The 20,910-nt window shown below is 68.6% G+C and carries 23 protein-coding genes; 9 read left to right on the top strand and 14 right to left on the bottom strand.

Going from position 1 to position 20,910, the window contains the following annotated elements; genetic code table 11:
* Positions 1–78: 78 nt before the first annotated feature.
* The 4 genes from EV138_RS19295 (at position 79) to EV138_RS19280 (ending at position 3,183) form a co-directional block, all read left to right on the top strand.
* Positions 79–606, top strand: a complete 528-nt coding sequence (locus tag EV138_RS19295) for a PadR family transcriptional regulator (protein ID WP_133980263.1) — start codon at positions 79–81, stop codon at positions 604–606.
* Positions 603–1,283, top strand: a complete 681-nt coding sequence (locus EV138_RS19290) for an ABC transporter ATP-binding protein (protein WP_133980262.1) — start codon at positions 603–605, stop codon at positions 1,281–1,283. The genes EV138_RS19295 and EV138_RS19290 overlap by 4 nt, the downstream gene beginning before the upstream one ends.
* Positions 1,280–2,617, top strand: coding sequence for an FtsX-like permease family protein (locus tag EV138_RS19285; protein ID WP_133980261.1), 1,338 nt, complete (start codon positions 1,280–1,282; stop codon positions 2,615–2,617). Before EV138_RS19290 ends, EV138_RS19285 begins: the two co-directional genes overlap by 4 nt.
* A 77-nt stretch (positions 2,618–2,694) precedes the next feature.
* Positions 2,695–3,183 (top strand): hypothetical protein, encoded by a 489-nt coding sequence (locus EV138_RS19280; protein WP_133980260.1) that lies wholly within the window; start codon positions 2,695–2,697, stop codon positions 3,181–3,183.
* On the opposite strand, the gene EV138_RS19275 is transcribed toward EV138_RS19280, so the two are convergent.
* Both EV138_RS19275 and EV138_RS19270 read right to left on the bottom strand, forming a co-directional pair.
* Positions 3,180–4,055, bottom strand: coding sequence for a phosphoribosylaminoimidazolesuccinocarboxamide synthase (locus EV138_RS19275; protein WP_133980259.1), 876 nt, complete (start codon positions 4,053–4,055; stop codon positions 3,180–3,182). The genes EV138_RS19280 and EV138_RS19275 overlap by 4 nt on opposite strands.
* Positions 4,052–5,152: an FAD-dependent monooxygenase gene (locus EV138_RS19270; RefSeq protein WP_133980258.1), complete on the bottom strand. Its 1,101-nt coding sequence runs from the start codon at positions 5,150–5,152 to the stop codon at positions 4,052–4,054. Before EV138_RS19270 ends, EV138_RS19275 begins: the two co-directional genes overlap by 4 nt.
* 46 nt (positions 5,153–5,198) lie before the next feature.
* On the opposite strand from EV138_RS19270, the gene EV138_RS19265 reads away from it, so the two are divergent.
* Positions 5,199–5,783 carry a TetR/AcrR family transcriptional regulator gene (locus EV138_RS19265; RefSeq protein WP_133980257.1) on the top strand — a complete coding sequence of 195 codons (585 nt, stop codon included), beginning with the start codon at positions 5,199–5,201 and terminating at the stop codon, positions 5,781–5,783.
* Here the strand turns inward: EV138_RS19265 and EV138_RS19260 are convergent.
* From EV138_RS19260 to EV138_RS19210, 11 genes are all read right to left on the bottom strand, one after another.
* Positions 5,767–6,186, bottom strand: coding sequence for a hypothetical protein (locus tag EV138_RS19260; RefSeq protein ID WP_133980256.1), 420 nt, complete (start codon positions 6,184–6,186; stop codon positions 5,767–5,769). The two genes, EV138_RS19265 and EV138_RS19260, sit on opposite strands and share 17 nt — an antisense overlap.
* 72 nt (positions 6,187–6,258) lie before the next feature.
* On the bottom strand, positions 6,259–6,717 hold the full coding sequence (locus EV138_RS19255) for a hypothetical protein (protein WP_133980255.1): 459 nt from the start codon (positions 6,715–6,717) through the stop codon (positions 6,259–6,261).
* Positions 6,718–6,743: 26 nt separating this feature from the next.
* Complete coding sequence (locus EV138_RS38480; protein ID WP_133980254.1) at positions 6,744–8,765, bottom strand: glycosyltransferase family 39 protein; 2,022 nt, start codon at positions 8,763–8,765, stop codon at positions 6,744–6,746.
* The gene (locus EV138_RS19245; RefSeq protein WP_133980253.1) at positions 8,765–9,985 is read right to left on the bottom strand and encodes a bifunctional glycosyltransferase family 2/GtrA family protein; all 1,221 of its coding nucleotides are present in this window, start codon (positions 9,983–9,985) and stop codon (positions 8,765–8,767) included. Before EV138_RS19245 ends, EV138_RS38480 begins: the two co-directional genes overlap by 1 nt.
* Positions 9,986–10,048: 63 nt before the next feature.
* Positions 10,049–10,444: a hypothetical protein gene (locus tag EV138_RS19240; RefSeq protein ID WP_133980252.1), complete on the bottom strand. Its 396-nt coding sequence runs from the start codon at positions 10,442–10,444 to the stop codon at positions 10,049–10,051.
* Position 10,445: 1 nt separating this feature from the next.
* Positions 10,446–10,802 carry a hypothetical protein gene (locus EV138_RS19235; RefSeq protein ID WP_133980251.1) on the bottom strand — a complete coding sequence of 119 codons (357 nt, stop codon included), beginning with the start codon at positions 10,800–10,802 and terminating at the stop codon, positions 10,446–10,448.
* Positions 10,803–10,808: 6 nt separating this feature from the next.
* On the bottom strand, positions 10,809–12,245 hold the full coding sequence (gene purB / locus EV138_RS19230; RefSeq protein ID WP_133980250.1) for an adenylosuccinate lyase: 1,437 nt from the start codon (positions 12,243–12,245) through the stop codon (positions 10,809–10,811).
* 50 nt (positions 12,246–12,295) lie between these two features.
* Positions 12,296–13,183 (bottom strand): hypothetical protein, encoded by an 888-nt coding sequence (locus EV138_RS19225; protein WP_133980249.1) that lies wholly within the window; start codon positions 13,181–13,183, stop codon positions 12,296–12,298.
* A gap of 11 nt (positions 13,184–13,194) precedes the next feature.
* Complete coding sequence (locus EV138_RS19220; RefSeq protein WP_133980248.1) at positions 13,195–13,707, bottom strand: SigE family RNA polymerase sigma factor; 513 nt, start codon at positions 13,705–13,707, stop codon at positions 13,195–13,197.
* Between the two features lie 72 nt (positions 13,708–13,779).
* Positions 13,780–14,487 carry a DUF4386 domain-containing protein gene (locus EV138_RS19215; RefSeq protein WP_202866765.1) on the bottom strand — a complete coding sequence of 236 codons (708 nt, stop codon included), beginning with the start codon at positions 14,485–14,487 and terminating at the stop codon, positions 13,780–13,782.
* Positions 14,484–15,464: an NAD(P)-dependent alcohol dehydrogenase gene (locus EV138_RS19210; RefSeq protein WP_238158229.1), complete on the bottom strand. Its 981-nt coding sequence runs from the start codon at positions 15,462–15,464 to the stop codon at positions 14,484–14,486. The genes EV138_RS19215 and EV138_RS19210 overlap by 4 nt, the downstream gene beginning before the upstream one ends.
* Before the next feature lie 78 nt (positions 15,465–15,542).
* Here EV138_RS19210 and EV138_RS19205 point away from each other — a divergent pair, with 78 nt between their 5' ends.
* Positions 15,543–16,208 carry a TetR/AcrR family transcriptional regulator gene (locus tag EV138_RS19205; protein WP_133980247.1) on the top strand — a complete coding sequence of 222 codons (666 nt, stop codon included), beginning with the start codon at positions 15,543–15,545 and terminating at the stop codon, positions 16,206–16,208.
* Here the strand turns inward: EV138_RS19205 and purD are convergent.
* Positions 16,201–17,484 carry a phosphoribosylamine--glycine ligase gene (gene purD / locus EV138_RS19200; protein WP_133980246.1) on the bottom strand — a complete coding sequence of 428 codons (1,284 nt, stop codon included), beginning with the start codon at positions 17,482–17,484 and terminating at the stop codon, positions 16,201–16,203. The two genes, EV138_RS19205 and purD, sit on opposite strands and share 8 nt — an antisense overlap.
* Positions 17,485–17,662: 178 nt before the next feature.
* Here purD and EV138_RS19195 point away from each other — a divergent pair, with 178 nt between their 5' ends.
* Genes EV138_RS19195 through EV138_RS19185 form a run of 3 tightly spaced genes read left to right on the top strand, consistent with a single transcriptional unit; the run spans position 17,663 to position 20,786 of the window.
* Positions 17,663–18,511: a carbohydrate ABC transporter permease gene (locus tag EV138_RS19195; protein WP_202866764.1), complete on the top strand. Its 849-nt coding sequence runs from the start codon at positions 17,663–17,665 to the stop codon at positions 18,509–18,511.
* The gene (locus EV138_RS19190) at positions 18,508–19,356 is read left to right on the top strand and encodes a carbohydrate ABC transporter permease (protein ID WP_133980244.1); all 849 of its coding nucleotides are present in this window, start codon (positions 18,508–18,510) and stop codon (positions 19,354–19,356) included. The genes EV138_RS19195 and EV138_RS19190 overlap by 4 nt, the downstream gene beginning before the upstream one ends.
* 20 nt (positions 19,357–19,376) lie before the next feature.
* Entirely contained in the window at positions 19,377–20,786 is a 1,410-nt protein-coding gene (locus tag EV138_RS19185) for an ABC transporter substrate-binding protein (protein WP_133980243.1), read from the top strand.
* The last annotated feature ends 124 nt before the right edge of the window (positions 20,787–20,910 follow it).

The raw sequence follows: 20,910 nt of genomic DNA, 5'->3' as shown, positions 1-20,910 counted from the left end.
ATCCTACCGACCGCCGCCTCAGACTCCCGCATCGGCGACTATTCACTCAGTACATACATCGTGTGTATAGTCGCTGTCATGGCAACTGCTGAGCTCGTTCTGGGACTGCTGCACCGCGGTCCCGCCCACGGGTACGACGTCAAGCGTGGGCACGACGCCTGGTTCCCGGACAGCCGGCCGCTCGCGTTCGGGCAGGTGTACACGACGCTGTCCCGGCTCGAGCGCGACGGACTCGTGGAGGTGGTCGATCGTGGCTCGGAGGGTGGCCCCGAACGGACCGTCTACGGGCTGACCGACAAGGGTCGCGAGCATCTGGCCGACTGGCTGGCCGAGCCGATCCAGCCCGCCCTGGGCGCGGTCGACGAGATGGTCCGCAAGGTGGTCGCGACCATCCACACCGGTGAGGACGCGACTGCGTTCCTGGCCCGGCAGCGATCCAGCCACCTGCGCCGGATCCGCGAACTGAGGGCCGCGTCGGCCGCCGCCGACGACGACACCCCGGCCCGGCTGGTGCGAGATTTCGTCGCCGTCCACCTGGACGCCGACCTGCGCTGGCTCGACGGCGCGATGGACCGAATCACCGAGCTGAAGGAGACCCGTCGATGACCGACCTCGCCCTGGAGTTGCTCCGGGTGGAGTATGCCTACCGCCGTGACGTGGCCTTGCGCGGTGTCTCCCTCAAGGTCGAGCCTGGTGAGGTCGTGGCGATCACCGGACCGAGCGGCTGCGGCAAGTCCACTCTGCTGCACTGCGCCGCCGGCATCCTCCGTCCACAGGCGGGCACTGTCCAACTGGTCGGGCAGAACCTGGCGGACCTTTCCGAAGCGAACCGCACGCGGCTACGACGTACGCAGGCGGGCGTGGTGTTGCAGTTCGGGCAGTTGGTGCCTGACCTCACTCTGATCGACAACGTGGCATTGCCCTTGCTGTTGGAGGGCCACGACCGGCAGGCGGCTCGGCGAGCTGCGCGGGAGTGGCTGGACCGGGCCGGCGTCGGAGAGGACGCCACTGCGGTGCCAGGCGAGCTGTCCGGCGGGCAGAACCAGCGGGCGGCCGTGGCGAGGGCCCTGGTGACGGGACCCGCGATCGTGTTCGCCGACGAGCCCACCGGCAGCCTGGACAGTCTTGCGGGCGAGCAGATGATGGAGTTGCTGCTCGCCTCGGTGCGCAACGGTGGAGCCGCCTTGGTGCTGGTCACCCACGACAACATGATCGCCGCGTACGCCGACCGCGAGGTCCGCCTGCGCGACGGCGTCGTACAGCACGAGGTGGCACTGTCATGAGCCCCGCCACGCTGTTCGCACTGGCCCGCCCACGCTCCGCCACCGACCGCACCCGCTTCCGCCTGCTGGTGGCCACGGTCGCCATCGCCGGCGCCTTCCTGCTGTCCGCCTGGCGCATCAAACGCCTGGGCTTCGGTGAGTACTACGACTCCCCCAAGTTCAGCGACTACCTCCAGGAGTACGGCATTCGCAGCGGTGTCACCTTTGCTGCTGTGCTGCTGGCTGCCGCATCCTATCTCTTGGCCTTCCAGGCCTTGAAGCTCGGTACTGCGGCCCGCGACCGCCGGCTGGCCGCGTTCCGGCTGGCCGGCGCGACCCCCGGCCAGGTCCGCGGCCTCGGCGCGGTCGACGCCGGGATCGGCGGCCTGATCGGCGGCATCCTGGCCGGTCCGCTCTACCTCCTGCTCACGCTGGCGATCCAGGCGCTGCCCCGGATGGGCCGGGTGCTGCCGCCGGCCAACACGGTGGATCTGGCGGCCTGGCCGATCGTGGCCGCAGTACTGACCGTCAGCGCGGCCGGGGTCGGAGCGCTGCTCGGTCGTGGGGTGATCGCGGAGCCGCGGGTGCGGGAGGCGAAAGGGCCCGATGTCACCCGGGCGGCCGTCGCCGGCGCTGCGGGCGTCGGGCTGATTCTGCTCAGTCACCTCATCGACAGGCAGTTCTATGCCGCGCTGGTGCCCTTCGGTCTCGGTCTGCTCGTCATCTGCCTGGCGTTGCCCACGTTGCTGGTCGCCTGGCAGGGCAACCGGCTGGAACGCTCGAGCAACCCGCTGAAGGTCCTCGCCGGGGGCCGCCTGCTCCGGACGGTCCGGCCCCACGGGCGCACCCTTGCCGTGCTGGTGTTGTGCGGTGCGGCGGTCGGATTCGTGGTCTCCATGGGGATCGAGCTTGCCCAGCCCAACCACGTGTACGACATCAGCTTCCACGTGCCGGGACTGATCTTCGCGGCCGGAGCCGCAGTGTTCATCGCGGTGATCGCAGGCGTTTCGCTGCTGGCCGGCACAGCCGACGACCTCCTCGACCAGCGCCGGCAGCTGGCCGCACTGAACGTCCTCGGTGTCGGAGAGCGGCAGCTCCGCACCTCGGTGCGCTTTCAATTGACGTCGAGCATCACCTGGGCGACCGCCTCCGGCCTGCTGATCGGCGGCCTGCTGTACGCCGACCTCACGTCGCGTGACGAGTTCGGGCCCAATCAGACTCCCGGGCTGCTCGCGACCTTGGCCGTCGTCGTGATGGGCGCCGGACTGGCCTGGCTGATCGCGGGCCTCGCCGCGTTCCTGCTGCGTGGACATGTGCACGAAGCCGTCGCCCCGGAGAACCTCCGGTCCAGCTGAGGGGTGGTGCTGAGTTCACCCCGGGGGTGGTGCCGGCCTCCCTGATCGGGAAGGTAACTCCGCATAACCTCTACGGCATGTGGGTCTGGCAACTGGCGCTGGCGGTGGGCTTCGGGATCGGGTCCGCCGTCATCCCCGTGATGAACGCGGAGGCGTACGTCCTGGTCGGCGGCGGCTCGGGCGCCCTGGACCCGGTGGTCGCCGCGATCGGTGTCTCGGTCGGCCAGACGCTGGGCAAGGTGGCGATGTTCCTCGCGGTCCGCTACCGGCCGGGGTACGCCAAGAAGGTGGCCAAGGAACCGAAGCCGGTCAACCTCGAGACCCGGCGCGGCCGGTTCGTGCAGTGGAACCGCGAGGTCAGCAAGCGCCTGCTCGACGCGATGAGCGACCGCCGGTGGGGCATCCCGGTGACGTTGCTCAGCGCGTCGGTCGGCATTCCCCCGCTGTACGGCGTGGCGCTGATCGGCGGGGCCAGCCGGATGGGCGTGCTCACCTTCGGCCTCTCGACCCTGGTCGGCCGGCTGGCCCGTTTCGTCACCCTTGCCCTGGGCGTCGGCCTGTTCTAGCTGGTGAAGGTGCGGCCGGTGAGCCGCTCGTAGGCGTCGATGTACGCCGAGCGGGTGCGCTCGATCACCTCGTCCGACAGCGGCGGCGGCGCCTCACCGGACTTGCGGTCCCAGCCCGACTCGAACTGCAGCCAGTCGCGCACGATCTGCTTGTCGTACGACGGCTGCTGCTTGCCCGGCGCCCACTGCTCGGCCGGCCAGAACCGGCTGGAGTCCGGGGTCAGCACCTCGTCGGCGAGCACGATCGTGCCGTCCGCGCGGGCGCCGAACTCGAACTTGGTGTCGGCCAGGATGATCCCGCGCTGCTCCGCGCGGGCGTGGGCCTCGCGGTAGATGTCGAGGGTCAGCTTGCGCAAGGCATCGGCCGTCTCCGCGCCGACCGCGGCCACCACGGCGTCGTACGAGACGTTCTCGTCGTGTTCGCCGAGGTCGGCCTTGGTCGCGGGGGTGAAGATCGGTTCGTCGAGTCGCGAGCCCTCGACCAGGCCGGCGCGCAGCGGGATGCCGCAGACCTCGCCGGTCGCGTTGTAGTCGAGCAGCCCAGTGCCGCTGAGGTAGCCGCGGGCGACACACTCCACCGGGAACATGTCGAGCTTCTCGCAGACCACCGCACGGCCGGCGACCTCGGCCGGGACGTCGGTCGAGATGATGTGGTTCGGCACGCCGAGCTGCTCGAACCACCACAGGCTCATCGCCGTGAGCACCTTGCCCTTGTCCGGGATCGGCGTCGACAGGATCCAGTCGAACGCGCTCATCCGGTCGCTCGCGACCATCAGCAGGTCGCCGGACTCCAGCTCGTACAGGTCCCGGACCTTGCCGGAATGGAGATGCTTCGCACCGGGAATCTCGACGGCCTGCGGGAGAATGGTCACGTCCGCGATTGTTCCACCCGGGGTCGCTTCCCTCGTAAGGAGGCCGCCAGACCGGCCAGCCCGAGCAGCCCGTCCCTTGCCGTGCAGAGCACCCCGTTGTCCACCTGACCGAGCCGGCCGACCGCCCGCGACCGCTTGACCAGCTTGGTCGTGACGGGTCGCCGCTCGGCGTCGTACCGGCTGAGTGCGGCGTCCAGGTCCGGGGCTTCGCGCAGGTGCCGGGCGAGGGCGCCGGCGTCCTCGATGGCCGAGCAGGCGCCGCGGCCGAGGTTCGGTGTCATCGCGTGGGCCGCGTCGCCGAGCAGAATGACGCGGCCGCGGACGAAGGAGGCCAGCGGCGTCGGCAGGTCGTAGAGGTCGTTCTGCAGGACCTCCCGGGTGCCCGCGAGGAGGGCCGGAATCGGGTCGTGCCAGTCGCCGAACGCCTCGATGACATCGCCGCGTTGACCACCCGGTCCGGCGGGCTGTCCGGCGGGCCGGTTCAGCGTCGCGTACCAGTAGATCCGCCCGTCGATCAGCTTCGCGAACCCGAACCGCCGCCCCCGCCCCCACGTCTCGCCCCCACCATCGGCCGTCTCCACCTCGGCGATCCCCCGGTACGCCGTATAGCCGGCGTACCGCGGATGGCTTTCGCGCAGGATGCTCCGGATCCCGTCCGCTCCCACCACCAGCTCGGCCTCGAGCTTTCCGTACTGCGTACTCACGGTCACACCCGTCTCGTCCTGGCTCACCGCCGTGACGGTGGTTCCAGTGCGGATCGTGACCGCCGGGCCGAGCCGAGCGGTGATCAAGTCGTGCAACTGCGCGCGGTGGATCATCACCGGCAGCTCCAACCCCAAATCGGTCGCTTCGACCACCCACTTCCCGTTCGGGCGTCGCATTCCCGCCGGGTCGCCGACCACCGCGGCCTTCTGCACTCCGGTCACCCCGAGCTCCTCCAGCACCGCGACGGCGCCCGGCCAGACGGAGATCCCCGCGCCGACCTCGCCCAACGCGGCCGCCCGTTCGAGCACCGTGACCTGCCAGCCGCACTGCTCCAGCGCGACGGCCGCCGTGACCCCACCGATCCCCGCTCCCACCACGATCGCTGTCCTCATGACCATGACTCTACATCTGTAGAGTCACCATGGGTAGACTTCCGCCGTGACGAAGACTCCCCTGGGTGACGAGCGGCAGAACGCGATCGCCGACGCGGCCATCCACCTGGTCGCGACGCGGGGCCTCCGCGGACTCACCCACCGGGCGGTGGACGCCGAAGCAGGCCTGCCGCCCGGCTCCACGTCGTACTACCTGCGCACTCGCAACGCGCTGCTGACTGCCTGTGTGAACCGCATGCTCGCCCGCGATCTGACCGCCACCTCCCCACGGCCGGGCGACACCCCGCTGGAGGAGTTGCTGGCGGAGATGGTCATCGGCATCGCGCAGGCGCGGGCCGACGACCTCGCCGCGCGGTACGAACTCTCGCTGGAAGCGCGGCGGCAGCCGGACCTCCAGGAAGCAATCGTCCGGGGCGGTCGCCAGTTGCGGGACGGGCTCGCGCAGCTGCTGACGGCACTCGGGATTCCGGACGCGGCGGACGTCGCCTGGCCGGTCGCGGCGATGATGGACGGCTTGCTCTACGACCGCCTGGCCGGCGCAGGGAGCACGATGCCGGCCGCGGCCTACGAGCACGCGGTACGGCGTACGCTGTCGGCCCTGCTGACCGGGTTGGCTACAGACGCTCGGTGACGGTGACGAAGGTGAAGTAGGCGACGCCGACCACCATGCCGACGTGGCCGAGGACGGACAGGCCCGCACCGGAGCCCCAGGCGTCACCCGTCGCGCCCTTGGCGTGCTTGCTGCCGCTGGGCAGCCAACGGGCCAGCAGCAACAATCCGACGATTGCCAGCAGCCACCATCCGGCCAGCGCGCCGAGCGCGATCAGCCGGGTACCGGTGACGAGGGCAACAATCCACGCGATCAGCGTCAGCACGCCGACCGTGGTGTGGATCCGCACCAGCGCGGACGAGAAGCCGGCCACGCCGCTGACCCGATGGCCATCGCCGGAGTCGCCGCCGAGCCGGATCCGCGTCAGCAGGACGACGACGGCCCCCAGGGCGGTAAGGAACCAAGTGACGTTCGACCATTCCACGCCCCGATCCTTACCCCACTCTCCGGTGGATGGAACCCTCTGCGTGTCGTTCCATCCACCGGACAGCGTTGTTCAGCTCGTTCGGGTCTGACCACCGGACTGGTTCTGGCCGCCGGACTGGTTCTGGCCGGGCACCTGCTGGCCGGGCACCTGCTGGCCCGGCACCTGCTGCTGTTGGCCCGGCAGGGTTCCTTGCCCGGTGCCCCCTTGCGGCTGCCCGGGGAACTGGCGGAAGCGACCGCCACCAGGTCCACCGAACTGTGTCTGATCGGTCCCGCTCGCGCCACCCCACGCATGCCCGACCGCGGTGCCGCCGAGGAACGCCAGTACTGCGAGCAGCGAGCCGGCACTCGCCAGAGCGAGACCGGTCGGCTTCCCGTCGGACGACTTCCACCTACCCTTCCCAACCACAGGAGCTACTTGCTGCGGTGCGGGCGGCTCCGCGGCCGGCGGCTGAGCAGCAGCGGGCGGTGTCTGACTTCCGGCGATCCACTGCGGCATTTCGGGCGTGTACTGAGGGTTCTGTGTCATTTCGTACTCCGGTTGGGTTGGCCTGGTCATTTGCCGGTGAGGTCGTAGACGGTGGTGTTGCCGATGGTCTGCGCCTGGAAGTTCGCGGCGACCCAGGTGGCGATGTCGCTCGACGTGCCACCCCGGTTGCCGCCGAAGCCGCCACCGCCGCTGCCGACGAAGTAATGGATCTTGCCCTGGGCAACCAGTTCCTGGAACGCGGCCAGCGAGGGCGCCGGGTCCGTCCCGTTGAAGCCGCCGATCGCCATCACCGGCGCGTCGGACGCGAGTTGCAGTGGCGCGGCACTCATAGCGGTCGCCGCGGCCGCCGCCCAGGTGTAGCCCTTGGCACCCTGCTGCAGCAGCGTGACGAGCTCGCTCGAGACCCCGCTGGTCCCACTACCGCCAAGGAATCCGCCGATCCCACCGCCACCTTGCGGCATGGTCGGCATACCCTGCCCGTTCGTCGTACCCGGGCCACCTTGGCCGTTCGTCGTGCCCGGGCCACCTTGCCCTGTCGTGGCGCCGGCAGGCGGAGCCATCCGGCCACCCATGCCACCGGGACCGGCTGCCCCGGCAGGCCCGGCCGTCGGAATGGCTCCCGCATGCACAGTGCTGATGGTCTGCACCGAGTACGCCGCCGGTCCGGCAAGTGCCGTCAAAGCCAACAGCGCTCCGGCGAACAGCCCGGCCCGGCGGACCGCAGTACGACGCAACTGCAACTCCGGCAGGAGCATCACGAGACCGGCGCCGACCACCCCTGCGATGAGAACGGTCCAGCGTAACCACGGCTGCCAGCTGGGCGTTGCGTTCAGCAACGAAAAGCTCCAGCCGGCCGTCAGCAAGGTGCCGCCGGCAAGGGCCGCCCGAGCCGGCCACTCGGTGCGTCGACGCCACAGAACCGAGGCGGCGGCACCGATCAAGGCAGCGATCGCAGGAGCCAGCGCGATCATGTAGTAGGGATGGATGATGCCCTGCATGTAGCTGAAGACCAGCCCGGTGACGACCAGCCAGCCGCCCCACAACACAGCGAACGCGCGCGTCCGGTCGGTGCGTCCAGCTCGTCCCGCAGCCACCACCAGTACGACGAGCGACAACAGTGCCGTCGGCAACAACCAGGAGATCTGGCTGCCGAACTCGCCGCCGAACAAGCGCCGCAGCCCGGTCGCGCCACCCCAGCCCGGATTGCCGACGCCGCCGCCGACCGAGCCGGTCTCGTCGCCCGTCAACCGCCCGAGCCCGTTGTAGCCCAGCGTCAGTTCGAGAATGCTGTTCGTCGAGGAGCCGCCGATGTACGGCCGCGCCGAGGCCGGCAGCAACTCGACGATCGCGACCCACCAGCCCGCACTGACGATCATCGCTCCGAGCGCGACCGCACTGTGCACGATCCGCTTGCCGAGCGCGGGTTTGCCCGCGATCAGGTAGGCCAGCCCGAAGGCAGGCAGGACCAGGAACGCCTGCAGCATCTTGGTGAGGAACCCGAAGCCGACGAACATCCCGGCCAGCGCCATCCAGCGTCCGGCGTGCTCGACCGAGTCGATCGCCCGGGTCACCGCCCAGGCTCCGGCGACCAGCAGCAGGATCAGCAGCGCATCCGGGTTGTTGAAGCGGAACATCAGGACGGCGACCGGCGTCAGCGCGAGGACGGCTCCGGCGAGCAATGCGGCGTTGGCCGAGAACCAGCGTCGTACCGAGACGTAGAGAACGCCGACACTGGCGACACCCATCAAGGCCTGCGGGATCAGCATGCTCCAGACGCCGAACCCGAAGATCCGGCCGGACAGTCCCATCACCCACAACGAGGCCGGCGTCTTGTCGACGGTGATGAAGCTCGAGGAGTCGAACGACCCGAAGAACCAGGCCTTCCAGCTGGTCGAGCCGGCCTGCACAGCGGCCGCGTAGTACTCGTTGGCGTAGCCGTTCTTGGACAGGCCCCACAGGTAGGCGATTGCCGTCAGCAACAACAGGCCGCCGAGCAAGGCCTTGTCCTTGGTGATCGTCAGTGAGTTGGCGAGCGGCCGGGCGCGTGACGACCCGGCGACGGTTCTCGGTTCGGTCAGGGTACTCATCAGTGACTCCGGGTGTTGTCGATCAGTGCGGGCGTCTCGAAAGTGGGCAGCGTGGGTGCGTCGTCGTCGAAGACCCAGCTGGCGAAGAGGCTGTAGCGGACCAGCGTCGCGGCCAGGTTCGCGGCCGTCAGGACGACGATCTCGAGCCCACGCGCCGGTACTGCGGTTGCCGTGTGCAACAACCACAGGGAGGACGCGGTCAGGCTCCAGCCGATGGCGAAGGTGACCAGGCCGCGCAGTTGATGCCGCACGCGATTCCGGCCGCCACGTACGCCGAACGTGACCCGGCGGTTGAGCGCGGTGTTGCCGATCGCGGTCACCAGCAGAGCCAGGAGGTTGGCCACCTGGGCCGGCATCGCCTGCCGCATCACGAGATACAGCAGGGCGTACGCGAGAGTGCTCAGCACGCCGATCGCGCAGAACCGCAGGACGCGTGCTGCGAGCGCGGTCTTGGGATCGGCGATCGCGGGTCGCCCGAAAGTACGCCGTACCGGCTCGAGGTCGACAGTGCTCCGGCTCAGCCGCACGATCCCGCGGAGATCCTCGGCGACCGTCTTGGCGATCTTCACCCGCGAGTCCAGGTCGTCGACCCAATCCACCGGTACTTCGTGGATCCGCAGCCCGGCTCGCTCGGCCAGCACCAGCAGTTCGGTGTCGAAGAACCAACTCGTGTCCTGCACCAGCGGCAACAACTCGACGGCCACGTCCCGGCGGATCGCCTTGAACCCGCACTGCGCATCGGAGAACCCGGTCGCCAAAGTTGCCCTGAGCAACAGGTTGTAGCCGCGGGAGATCACCTCTCGCTTGGGCCGCCGGACCACCCGCGAACCGCGAGCCAGCCGGGTGCCGATCGCGACGTCGCTGTGCCCGGCGACCAGCGGCGCCACCAGGGGCAACAAGGCGTTCAGATTTGTCGACAAATCTACGTCCATGTACGCCAGCACGTCAGCGTCGCTGGACGACCAGACCTGCTTCAGCGCACGGCCCCGGCCCGGCTGCTCGATCCGGACCACCCGGACCCCGGGCAGCTCGGTGGCCAGCAGGCAGCCGATCTCGTAGGTGGCGTCCGTACTGCCGTTGTCGGCGATGCAGACCTCGGCCGCGAACGGGAACGCGGTATCCAGATACTCCCGCAACCGGCGAATATTCGGGCCGAGGTCGTACTCCTCGTTTTTGACGGGTACGACGATCTCGACCCGAGGATGACCTGAAATCTGCATGTCACCGATGCTGTCCGGTGAACCTGAGTCACTCCCTGTGCAGAGCTGGCAGTTCGCTGGGAGTCAGCTTCTGGTACGGCGGAGCCAGAGCAGGCCGAGAACCGGAAGCACGAGCGGCACGAAGCCGTAGCCCTGGCCGAAGTGGGACCAGACCGTCTGGTCCGGGAAGTGCTCGGGAGCGGCGTAGCTGAAGGCGCCGATGCCCACGACACCGACCAGTTCGACGACGATCGCCACGGTCGCCACTTTGCGCGACACGACGGTCGCCTTCGCCAGGGCGAAGGTCGCGGCGCAATAGATGACCGCGGCAACAGCCGACAAGGTGTAGGCGAGCGGGGCCTCGGAGTACTGCGTTGCGATCTGTACGCCGGCCCGCGCGGTCGCCGCCAGCGCGAAGATCCCGTAGACCGCGATCAGGATCCGGCCGGGCCCGTGCCTGGTCTCCGACGCGTCTGTCATGTCACGCCACCCAGATGTCGTGCAGGCGAAGTTCGAGGATCGGGATCACCAGGCACGCGATGGCCAGCGCGCCTGCGCCCCAGCGGCTGCTCTCCGCCAGCGCCCACAGCGCGCCGACCGGCAGGATCAGCAGGGAGCCGATCAGGTAGCCGACGAAGAACGGGCCCGACACGTCCCGCGAGGTCCCCGCCAACTGGACGACACCGACCACCAGTTGGGCGATCAGCGCGACCTCGATCACGCCGAGGACCCCGAGGATCGGCCAGTTGATCCGGCGGTCCAGGGCGGCCAGCAGCACCGCGAAAACCATCGCGGCCAGCGACAGGGCGACCAGCACCCAGGTGAGCGGTTCGTACATGTCGAGCTAGAGGATGTCACCAGGCTTGTAGGCCGCGGCCTCGGGGTACCGCTTGGCCAGCGCGTCGATCTTGGCGACCACGGCGTTGACCTGGGCAACGGCCGCACCGGTGAACGACAGCGGCGCACCGACGATCCCGACGATCTGCTCCTCGGTCAGCCCGAGCCGGCCGTCCTCGCCGAGCCGGCGGAACAGGTCGTTCTCCGACGAGCCCTTGCGCAGGTCCAGCGCCATCGCGACGGCGTGCTCCTTGATCACCTCGTGCGCGGTCTCCCGGCCAACGCCGTTCTTCACCGCCGCCATCAGCACCTTCGTGGTGGTCAGGAACGGCAGGTAGCGCTCCAGCTCACGGGCGACCACGGCGGGGTAGACGCCGAACTCGTCCAGCACCGTGAGGAACGTTTCGAACAACCCGTCGAGGGCGAAGAACGCGTCCGGCAGCGCGACCCGGCGTACGACGGAACAGAAGACGTCGCCCTCGTTCCACTGGTTGCCGGCCAGCTCACCGGCCATCGACGCGTACCCGCGCAGGATCACCGCGAGACCGTTCACCCGCTCGCAGGACCGGGTGTTCATCTTGTGCGGCATCGCGGACGAGCCGACCTGGCCTTCCTTGAACCCCTCGGTGACGAGTTCGTGCCCGGCCATCAGCCGGATCGTGGTCGCCAGGCTCGACGGCCCCGCCGCCAGCTGGACGAGCGCGGTGACGACCTCGTAGTCGAGGGACCGCGGGTAGACCTGGCCGACGCTCGTGAGCACCCGGCGGAAACCGAGGTGCTGAGCGACCTCGCCCTCGAGCCCGGCGAGCTGCTTCTCCTGACCGCCGAACAGGTCGAGCATGTCCTGCGACGTACCGACCGGGCCCTTGATCCCGCGCAGCGGGTACCGCTCGATCAGCTCCTCCAGGCGCGCGATCGCGACCAGCAGCTCGTCGGCCGCCGACGCGAACCGCTTACCCAGCGTCGTCGCCTGCGCCGCCACGTTGTGGGACCGCCCGGTCATCACCAGCGCCGCGTGCTCGGCGGCCTTCTGCCCCAGCTGCACCGCGGTCGCCACCGCCCGGTCGCGCACGAGCTCGAGCCCGGCGCGGATCTGCAACTGCTCGACGTTCTCGGTGAGATCCCGGCTGGTCAGGCCCTTGTGCACGTGCTCGTGACCCGCGAGCGCGTTGAACTCCTCGATCCGCGCCTTCACGTCGTGCCGGGTGACCCGCTCGCGGGCCGCGATCGACTCCAGGTCGACCTGGTCCAGCACCCGCTCGTAGTCCTCGATCACCCCGTCCGGCACCGCCACGCCGAAGTCCTTCTGAGCGCTCAGCACCGCCAGCCACAACTGCCGCTCGAGCACGATCTTGTGCTCCGGTGACCACAACTCAGCCATCGACAAACTGGCATAACGCGCAGCAAGAACATTAGGAATCCGGGGCTTACTGGAGGCAGGCACCCGTCCATTCTCCCCCGCGTCCTGCCAGCCCCGGTACCACGGGTCTCCGGTCACGGGATCCTGGTCGGCCCCAGGGCGGGCTGGTCCTGCGGCAGGGCCTTGCCGGCGGCGTCGTACGCCCGGTAGGCGGCGGGGAACAGCGCATTGGGTCCGGCAGCCCAGATCAGGGCGAAGTAGCCGTCATTGACGGGCACAGAAATCTTGTGGCCGTTCTTGGCATCGATCTCGAGCCGCACAGCGCGGACCGGCAACCGGCTGCCGTCGAGAAACATCATGCCCTTGCAGGGTGTGCCTGCCGCACAGGTCGACCCTTGGCCCATCAGGTTCGGATCCATCTTCCCGGGCGCGGCGGTCACAGTGCCGACTCGGGTGTAGGAACTCGCCCCCAGGCCCGAGGGCACCGTCGACACGTACAGGTCGCAGTACGCCACCTGCTTGTTCGACGGAGAGACCGCCACGAGCGCCGTACCGATCTTCGGCTGGATCGAGCGTGCCATCACTCGCCAGCCGGTGAGATCCACGGCCGACGGGCGGCTTGCCTTCGCTGGGTCGCGATGGGCCCGGTCATTCAGCTTGGCCGCGCAAGCCTCCAAGAGCGCGGCCTGGTCGAACTTCGGGTTGTCCACCGTGCGACCCGACGCGTCGACGTTGCGCTGGTAGTCCTTCTGAACCTTCACGATCTTGGTCTTTTCCAAGGTGGGCGAGGGGCTGGTGCCGGCTACGCCCGGTCGGCCCGAGGTCGTGCCGAGATCGGGCAGGTAGGCCGCGGCTGCCGCGATCACTGCCACCCCAGCGACCACCCCGCCGATCGAGGCCGCCCTGCGACGCTTCCGCCCGCGCCGGCCGCGTTCGAGCAGGGCTGCCGAGTCGATCGGGTCCAGCGGGTCGTCGTCCGCCAGGCGGTGGAGTTCGGCGCCGAGTTCCTGGAGGTCTTTCATCTCGTACTCCTTCATGATGCGTGGCCGATCTGCCGCGCCCGGTTCATCGCCTGCCGGAGGGTTTCGAGGGCGCGGGAGGACTGGCTCTTGACGGTGCCGGTGGTGCAGCCGAGGATCTCGGCGGTCTGGTCGACCGACAGGTCCTCGTAGTACCGGAGCACCACGCAAGCTCGTTGTCGCGGTGAGAGGACGGCGAGCGCAGTACGGAGCTCGTCCTGGTCCGCCTGGGTGCCGGCTGGATCGCCGCCGTACTGCGTCAGGTCCGGCGCTCTGTCGGTCGGCACCTCCCGGCGCCAGGGGCGGCGACCGCTGTCCAGGGCCGCGTTCACCACGACGCGGCGGGCATACGCCAGCGGGTTCCCGCTGCGATCCACCTTCGACCAAGCCAGGTACAGCTTGTAGAGCGCGTCCTGGACCACGTCGTCCGCCCGATGCCAGTCGCCGCAGACCAGGTACGCCGTCCGCCGCAACGACGAACTCGCCGCCTCGACGAACTCCACATACTCCCGGTCCCGGTCACCCATCGCGCCTCCCACTCTCCGCTGTCCCCCTCAATACGGAAACGCCTGCCTGGGAGGTTGCTCGCACTGCGAGAGTCACGCCGGGAGCAAGGATCTCCGGCCTTTGGCGAGGAGCCAGAGCATCAAGAGGGCCTCACCGACGAAGGTGACTCCGCTGATCTGGAGCGAGTAGCCGACGCTGAGGAAAGCGCCGAAGCTGTCGACGAGGTAGCCCAGGCCGGCGATCACGACCAGAATGCCGATCAACCGCGGGACCCGCCCGGAGCGGTAAGCCAGGTAGCCGATCAGCAGCAGGTGTGCGCCGAAGAGGACCAGACCGGCGGTCCAGATGTCGTGGAAGGCATCGACCTTCAACATCACCTCGGTGTGCAACTGGTCGGTGCTGTAGGACCTCAGATACTGCCCGTCACCCGACAGCCGCAGTACGCCGATCAACTGGCCGACCGCGACCGCGAAGACGGCCGCATAGCCGACGCGCAACCAGGCTGCCAGCATCGAGAGCTCACGGTGCACCCCCTGGAAGAACTCCTGCAGCGCCCAGGCGACGATCACATCCAGCAGGACCACCAGCATCAGCGCGGCGATTCCCCACCGGAACAAGCTCTCCGACGCCGAGATGTCCAGCGCTGTCCTGGTTGCGTCGTCCTCGGTGACAAGTCGTTCGACAACGCCGAAGTTGGCCAGGGCCGCGAGAACGGCCAGCACCAGGAGGCCGACGCCCGCGACCAGTCCTGGAGCGGGCATCGTCAGCCGAGACCGCGGCGCAGGCAGCACGGCGGTCATGAGGCAACCGGGATGACCGCCAGCTTCCCGCGGATCGCACCCGCTTCCAGGCGACGGAGCGCATCCGGTACTTCGGACAGCGAGCAAGTGCTGTCGATGGCCGGGACGAGCGACCCCGCTTCGAAGAAGGTCTTCAGGACTTCGAGATCGGCGGCGTTCTCCTTGCAGATAAAGGGAACCAGGCGTTGACCGACGAAGACGGACAGCAGCATCGCCCGCAGTTGGCGATCCATGCCGCCGGTCAGGTCACCGCCCTCCTCGCCGCCGGCGATGACCGCAGTACCGCGCGGCGTCAGCGCTCGACGGAGCCGGGTCGGCGAAGGGTTCCCACCGAGATCGATGATGAGGTCGTAGCGATGCGCGCCGTCGGCGAAGTCTTCCGCCGTGTAGTCGATGACCTCGTCCGCTCCGAGCTTGCGGACGAGATCGACCTTCGACGTACTGCAGACTCCCGTGACCTCCGCCCCGAAGGCCTTGGCCAGCTGTACGGCGTACGTCCCGACGCCTCCGGAAGCGCCGTTGATCAGCACCTTCTGGCCCGCTTGGATCTTGCCCGCGTCGCGAAGGGCCTGCAGGGCGGTCAGGGCGGAGATCGCGACCACCGACGCCTGCTCGAAGCTGAGTCCGGTCGGCTTGAGCGCGAGCTTGTCCTCGCGCGCCACGGCGTACTCGGCGAAGGTGCCGATGCCGATCCCGAACACCTCGTCACCCACCGAGAACCTGGTCACGCCCGCACCGACCTCGGCGACCGTCCCCGCGACCTCACTGCCCCGCACCCGGAGCTTCGGTCCCCGCAGACCGAAAACCAGCCGGAGCAGATACGGCCGGCCGACCATCAGGTGCCAGACGCTCTTGTCGAGGCCGGCGGCCCGGACCCGCAGCAGCACCTGCCCCGGCGCGACCCGCGGCCGGGCGATCTCCTCGATCCGGAGGACGTCGGCCGATCCGTACCGGTCCTGCAGTACCGCTTCCATCATGGTTCCCCCATCGCGCGTCAGCCTTACTAAGTAAGGTGAACGTATCGTACTAAGTACGAAAGTGCTACGGTTCGACCGATGCCCAGACCAGCGAAGGCTCCGGACCGCACCCCGCTCAGCCGCGAACGCGTACTGCGAAGCGCGATCGCCATCGCCGACGGGGGCGGGATCGCGGCGCTGACGATCCGGTCGCTGGCCGAGGAACTGGGCGTCAAGCCGATGTCGGTGTACCACCACGTGGCCGGCAAGGCAGAGATCCTCGACAACATCGTCGACCTGGTCTTCGCCGAGATCGACCTGCCGTCACCAGGCGGCGACTGGAAGGTGGAAATCAGGCGCCGGGCGCACTCGGCCCGCCAGGTACTCCGCCGGCACCCGTGGGCGATCGGCCTGATGGAGTCCAGGACGAGTCCCGGTCCCGCGACTCTCAGGCACCACGACGCGAACATCGGCACGCTGCGCGCGGCAGGTTTCTCGGTCGCGATGACCGCGCACGCCTATGCGTTGATCGACAGCTACGTGTACGGCTTCGCGCTCCAGGAGGCGGCCCTGCCGTTCGAAGGGCCGGACACCGTCGCCGAGGTGGCCGCGCCGATGATGCAACTGTTCACCACCGGGCAGTACCCGCACCTGGTCGAACTGACGACCGAGCACGTCCTGCAGCCCGGCTACGACTTCGGCGACGAGTTCGAGTTCGGCCTCACCCTGATCCTCGACGGCCTGGCGAGCTCCCTGCCTAGCTGACCAGGTGAATGTCGCCGCGGGCCGCCTTGAGCGCGATGTCGGTGCGGTGCTGGGAGCCCTTGATCCGGATCTGCCCGACCCCGGCGTACGCGCGCTGGCGGGCCTCGTCGAGGTCCTTGCCCGTCGCGCTGACCGCCAGCACCCGGCCGCCGGCCGTGACGACCTCGCCGTCCTCGATCGCGGTCCCGGCATGGAAGACGCGGACACCACCGGCCTCGGCCTGCTCGATCCCGCTGATCACGTCGCCACTGCGCGGCTTGGCCGGGTACTTCTTCGCCGCCATCACCACGGCGACCGACGCGCCCGACTTCCAGGCCAGCGGCTCGAGGTCGGCCAGCTTGCCCGTCGCCGCGGCGTACAGCAGACCGCCGAGCGGAGTCTTGAGCAGCGGCAGCAGCGCCTGGGTCTCCGGGTCGCCGAAGCGGCAGTTGAACTCGATCACGCGGACGCCGCGCGAGGTGAGCGCGAGGCCGGCGTACAGCAGGCCGCTGAACGGCGTACCGCGGCGGCGCATCTCGTCGACGGTCGGCTGGAGCACCTTCTCGGTGATCTCCTCGACCAGTTTTTCCGGTGCCCAGGGCAACGGAGTGTAGGCGCCCATGCCCCCGGTGTTGGGGCCTTCGTCGTTGTCACCGAGCCGCTTGAAGTCCTGCGCCGGCTGCATCGGCAGCACCGTGGTGCCGTCGGTGATCGCGAACAGCGAGACCTCGGGGCCGTCCAGGAACTCCTCGATCAGTACCTGGCCGCACTCCGCCGCATGGGCGAGCGCCTCCTCGCGATCCGAGGTCACGACGACTCCCTTGCCGGCGGCAAGCGCATCGTCCTTGACAACGTAAGGAGGCCCGAAGGCATCGATCGCCTCGGCGGCCTGCTCTGCCGTCGTACAGACGTAGGCCCGGCCGGTCGGTACGCTCGCCGCGGCCATCACGTCCTTGGCGAAAGCCTTCGAACCCTCGAGCTGGGCGGCGTCCTTGGACGGGCCGAAGACGGCGATGCCGGCCGCGCGGAGCGGATCGGCCAACCCGGCGACCAGCGGCGCCTCGGGACCGACCACGGCCAGGTCCGTGCCCAGCTCGGTCGCGAGCGCGAGCACCGCGTCGTGGTCCGAGATGTCCACCGGACGGCAAACGATCGTTTGCCCGTCGTACGCCGGTTGCAACGCGGCGATGCCAGGGTTGCCCGGGGCCGCGACGACCTGCTCGACGTCGGGATCCTGGCTCAAGGCCCAGACCAGTGCGTGTTCACGGCCGCCTGAGCCGATGACAAGAACCTTCACGGGCCACGAGCCTAGTGCACTCGCCCCCGGTGCAGAGACTTCGCTGGGCGCGTGATCAGTTGGTCCGGCCCTGGGCGGTGTAAGACTGCGCCATACTGGAGGTACTCGATTGACTACTAGCTCAGCGCCGGCGCGCGCCAGCCGCCGGCCAACCCCTGCTTCACTGGCGTCCTGGCTGATGCTGGTCCCCTGCCTGCTCGTCTTCGCGCTGTTCATCATCTGGCCGCTGGGGAAGTCCGTGTCGCTGTCGCTGCACGGCTCCGACCTGTTCGGCCGCCCGGACGCGTTCGTCGGGTTGCAGCACTACCGCGACATGCTCAGCTCGCCGGAGTTCCGGCACATCCTGTGGGTGACGTTCGCGTTCGTGTTGCTGACCGTGATCCCCGGCGTACTGGGCGGACTCGCGATCGTGTTGCTACTGGAGCAGCACATCAAGGCCATCCGGGTGTTCCGGACCGCCTTCGCGCTGCCGTTCGCGTTCTCGGTCGCCAGCGCGTCGGTGATCTTCGCGACCATCTACAACCCGGCGATCGGACTGGCCAACGGCATGCTCGGCCGGTTGGGCGTCGACCGCGTCGGCTGGCTGACCGATCCGTCCTGGGCGCTGATCAGCGTCGCGATCACCACGGTCTGGATGAGCATCGGGTACAACGTCCTGGTGCTGTCCGCGGGAATCGGCGCGATCCCCGCCGAGATCAACGAGGCGGCCACGCTGGACGGCGCCGGTGGCTGGCGCGCGGCCCGGTTCATCACCGTGCCGATGCTCGGCCCGCAACTGTTCTTCCTGATCGTGATCTCGACGATCCAGTCGCTGCAGGGCTTCGGCCAGATCAAGATCCTCACGCCCGAGGGCGGCCCGGAACAGTCCACGAAGACGCTCGTCTACTCGATCTATCACACCGCCTTCGCGAACAACGCCAGCGACTTCGGCGCCGCCTCCGCCCAGGCGATCGTGCTGCTGGTGATCCTGCTGGCCTGTACCGCGATCCAGTTCGGCGTCCTCGAGAGGCGGGTGCACTACAAGTGAGGAACCTGACCGTCGGCCGGGTGATCACGTACGCCGTACTGATCATCGCCGCGATCGCTGTGATCTTCCCCGTGTACTACGTGATCGCGGGCTCGATCATGTCGCCCGGGCAGATCTCGTCGTACCCGCCCGACCTGTTCCCGCACGGGCTCTTCACCGGCAACTACCAGGGCGCCACCTCCACCACGGCGATCGGCCGGCAGTACCTGAACTCGGTGCTGCAGACCTCGGTGATCACGCTCAGCCAGCTGATCACCAGCGTGCTGGCGGCGTACGCGTTCGTCTTCATGAAGATGTGGGGCCGGACCGTGCTGTTCGGACTGTTCCTCGGCACGCTGATGGTGCCGTGGGAATCGATCGTGCTGCCGAACTACCTGACCATCACCGGCTGGTCGGTCGGCGGCGAACGGCTCACCGCGTCGTACGCCGGAACGATGGTCGCCCTCGTCCTCCCGTTCCTGGCCAACGCGTTCGGGGTGTTCCTGCTGCGGCAGTCGTTCCTGCAGTTCCCGACCGAGTTGCGCGACGCCGCGACCATCGACGGCTGCGGGCACTGGCGGTTCATCCGGCAGATCCTGCTCCCGCTGAACAAACCGGCCCTGATGGCTGTCGGCCTGTACGTCTTCCTGGCAGCGTGGAACCAGTTCTTCTGGCCGCTGCTGATCGGCGACAACGCCAGCCGGCGAACGCTGCAGATCGGCATCAGCCAGCTCAACGATGTCGAGGCGGCCGACCCGGGGCTGATCCTGGCCGGCGTCACCTTGTCCATCCTCCCGACCCTGGCCATCGTCATCTTCGGTCAGCGTTTCATCGTCCGCGGCCTGACCGCGGGCGCGATCCGGTAATGCAGAAGAAAGGCACAGCGATGCGATCTGTCCGACAACGGCGTACGGCGACCGTGGCCGCGCTGCTGGCAGTGGTGGCGCTCGTCGCCGCCGGCTGCGGCGGTAGTGACAACTCCGGCGACAAGTCGACCGGCGGCCAGGACGCGCCCGGCGCCGACGCGCTGGACAAGGCCAGCGGCGTCACCAAGGTGACGTTCTGGCACGGCATGAAGGGCGCCAACGGCGAGGCCGTCGACAAACTGGTGAAGGCGTTCAACGCGGCCAACGCCGGCAAGATCGAGGTCACCGCCGTCTACCAGGGCGACTACGACGACACGATCACGAAGTACAAGACGTCGGTGCAGCAGGGCAACACGCCCTCCGTCGTACAGATCTACGACATCGGCTCGCGGTTCATGATCGACTCCAAGCAGACCGTGCCGGTGCAGAGCTTCGCCGACAAGGACGGCTACACGCTGGACTCGATCGAGCCGAACATCGCCAACTACTACTCGATCGACGGCAAACTCAACTCGATGCCGTTCAACACGTCGATGCCGTTGCTGTACATCAACAAGGAAGCCTTCGTGAAGGCGGGTCTCGACCCCAACAAGCCGCCGACGAATCTCGACGAGATCATGGCGGCCGCGAAGAAGCTGACCGTCAAGCAGGGTGGCAAGACCGTCCAGTACGGCTTCAACGCCGCGATCTACGGCTGGTTCATGGAGCAGCTGATCGCCCAGTCCGGTACGACGTACTGTGACAACGAGAACGGCCGCAAGGACCTCGCCACCAAGGTGAACTTCGACGGCGAGCAGGGCGTCAAGATCGCGACCTGGTACCAGCAGATGGTCAAGGACGGCTACATGCCGAACACCGGCAAGAAGACCGACGACGCGCAGGCCGTCTTCAAGTCCGGCACGTCGGCGATGCACCTGGAGTCGACCGGCTCGCTGCGCGGCTACATCAACGCGGCCAAGGGCAAGTTCACCGTGCTGACGGCGCCGTTCCCGAAGCTCAGCGCGGCCGACACCGGCGGCCCGATCATCGGTGGCGCGTCGCTGTGGGTCGACGGACCGGGCCACTCCGACGCGGAGAAGCGCGCGTCGTGGGAATTCGTGAAGTTCGCCTCGTCACCGGAGCAGCAGGCCGCCTGGCACACCGGGACCGGCTACTTCCCGATCAACTCCAAGGCCCTCGACCTGCCGGCCGACAAGGCCTGGGTGGCGCAGTACCCGCAGTTCACCACCGCGATCACCCAACTCCACAACACCAAGCCGTCGAACGCTTCCTCCGGCTGCATCCTCGGCGTCATGCCCCAAGCCCGCAAGGCCGCCGAAGACGGCCTCGAGAAGGCAGTCCTGGGCAGCGACCCCCAGAAGGCGATGACCGACGCCGCCGCGTCGATCAAGCCCCAGATCGACCAGTACAACAAGACAGTCAAGAAGTAGTACTGCGCGAGGTGCGGCCGGTCTCCCGGCCGCACCTGCCCCACGCACCTTCCGCTGTCGCTCCTCCGTCACTCCCGCTCCAGGCGCTCCCACCCACCCCAGGTCGCGGCTCCTCCGTCGCCGC

The sequence above is a fragment of the Kribbella voronezhensis genome, from assembly GCF_004365175.1.
In the GTDB taxonomy this organism is placed as follows: Bacteria; Actinomycetota; Actinomycetes; order Propionibacteriales; family Kribbellaceae; genus Kribbella; species Kribbella voronezhensis.
Note: the sequence above shows the minus strand (reverse complement) of the source record. Positions and strands in the feature narration are given on the sequence as shown.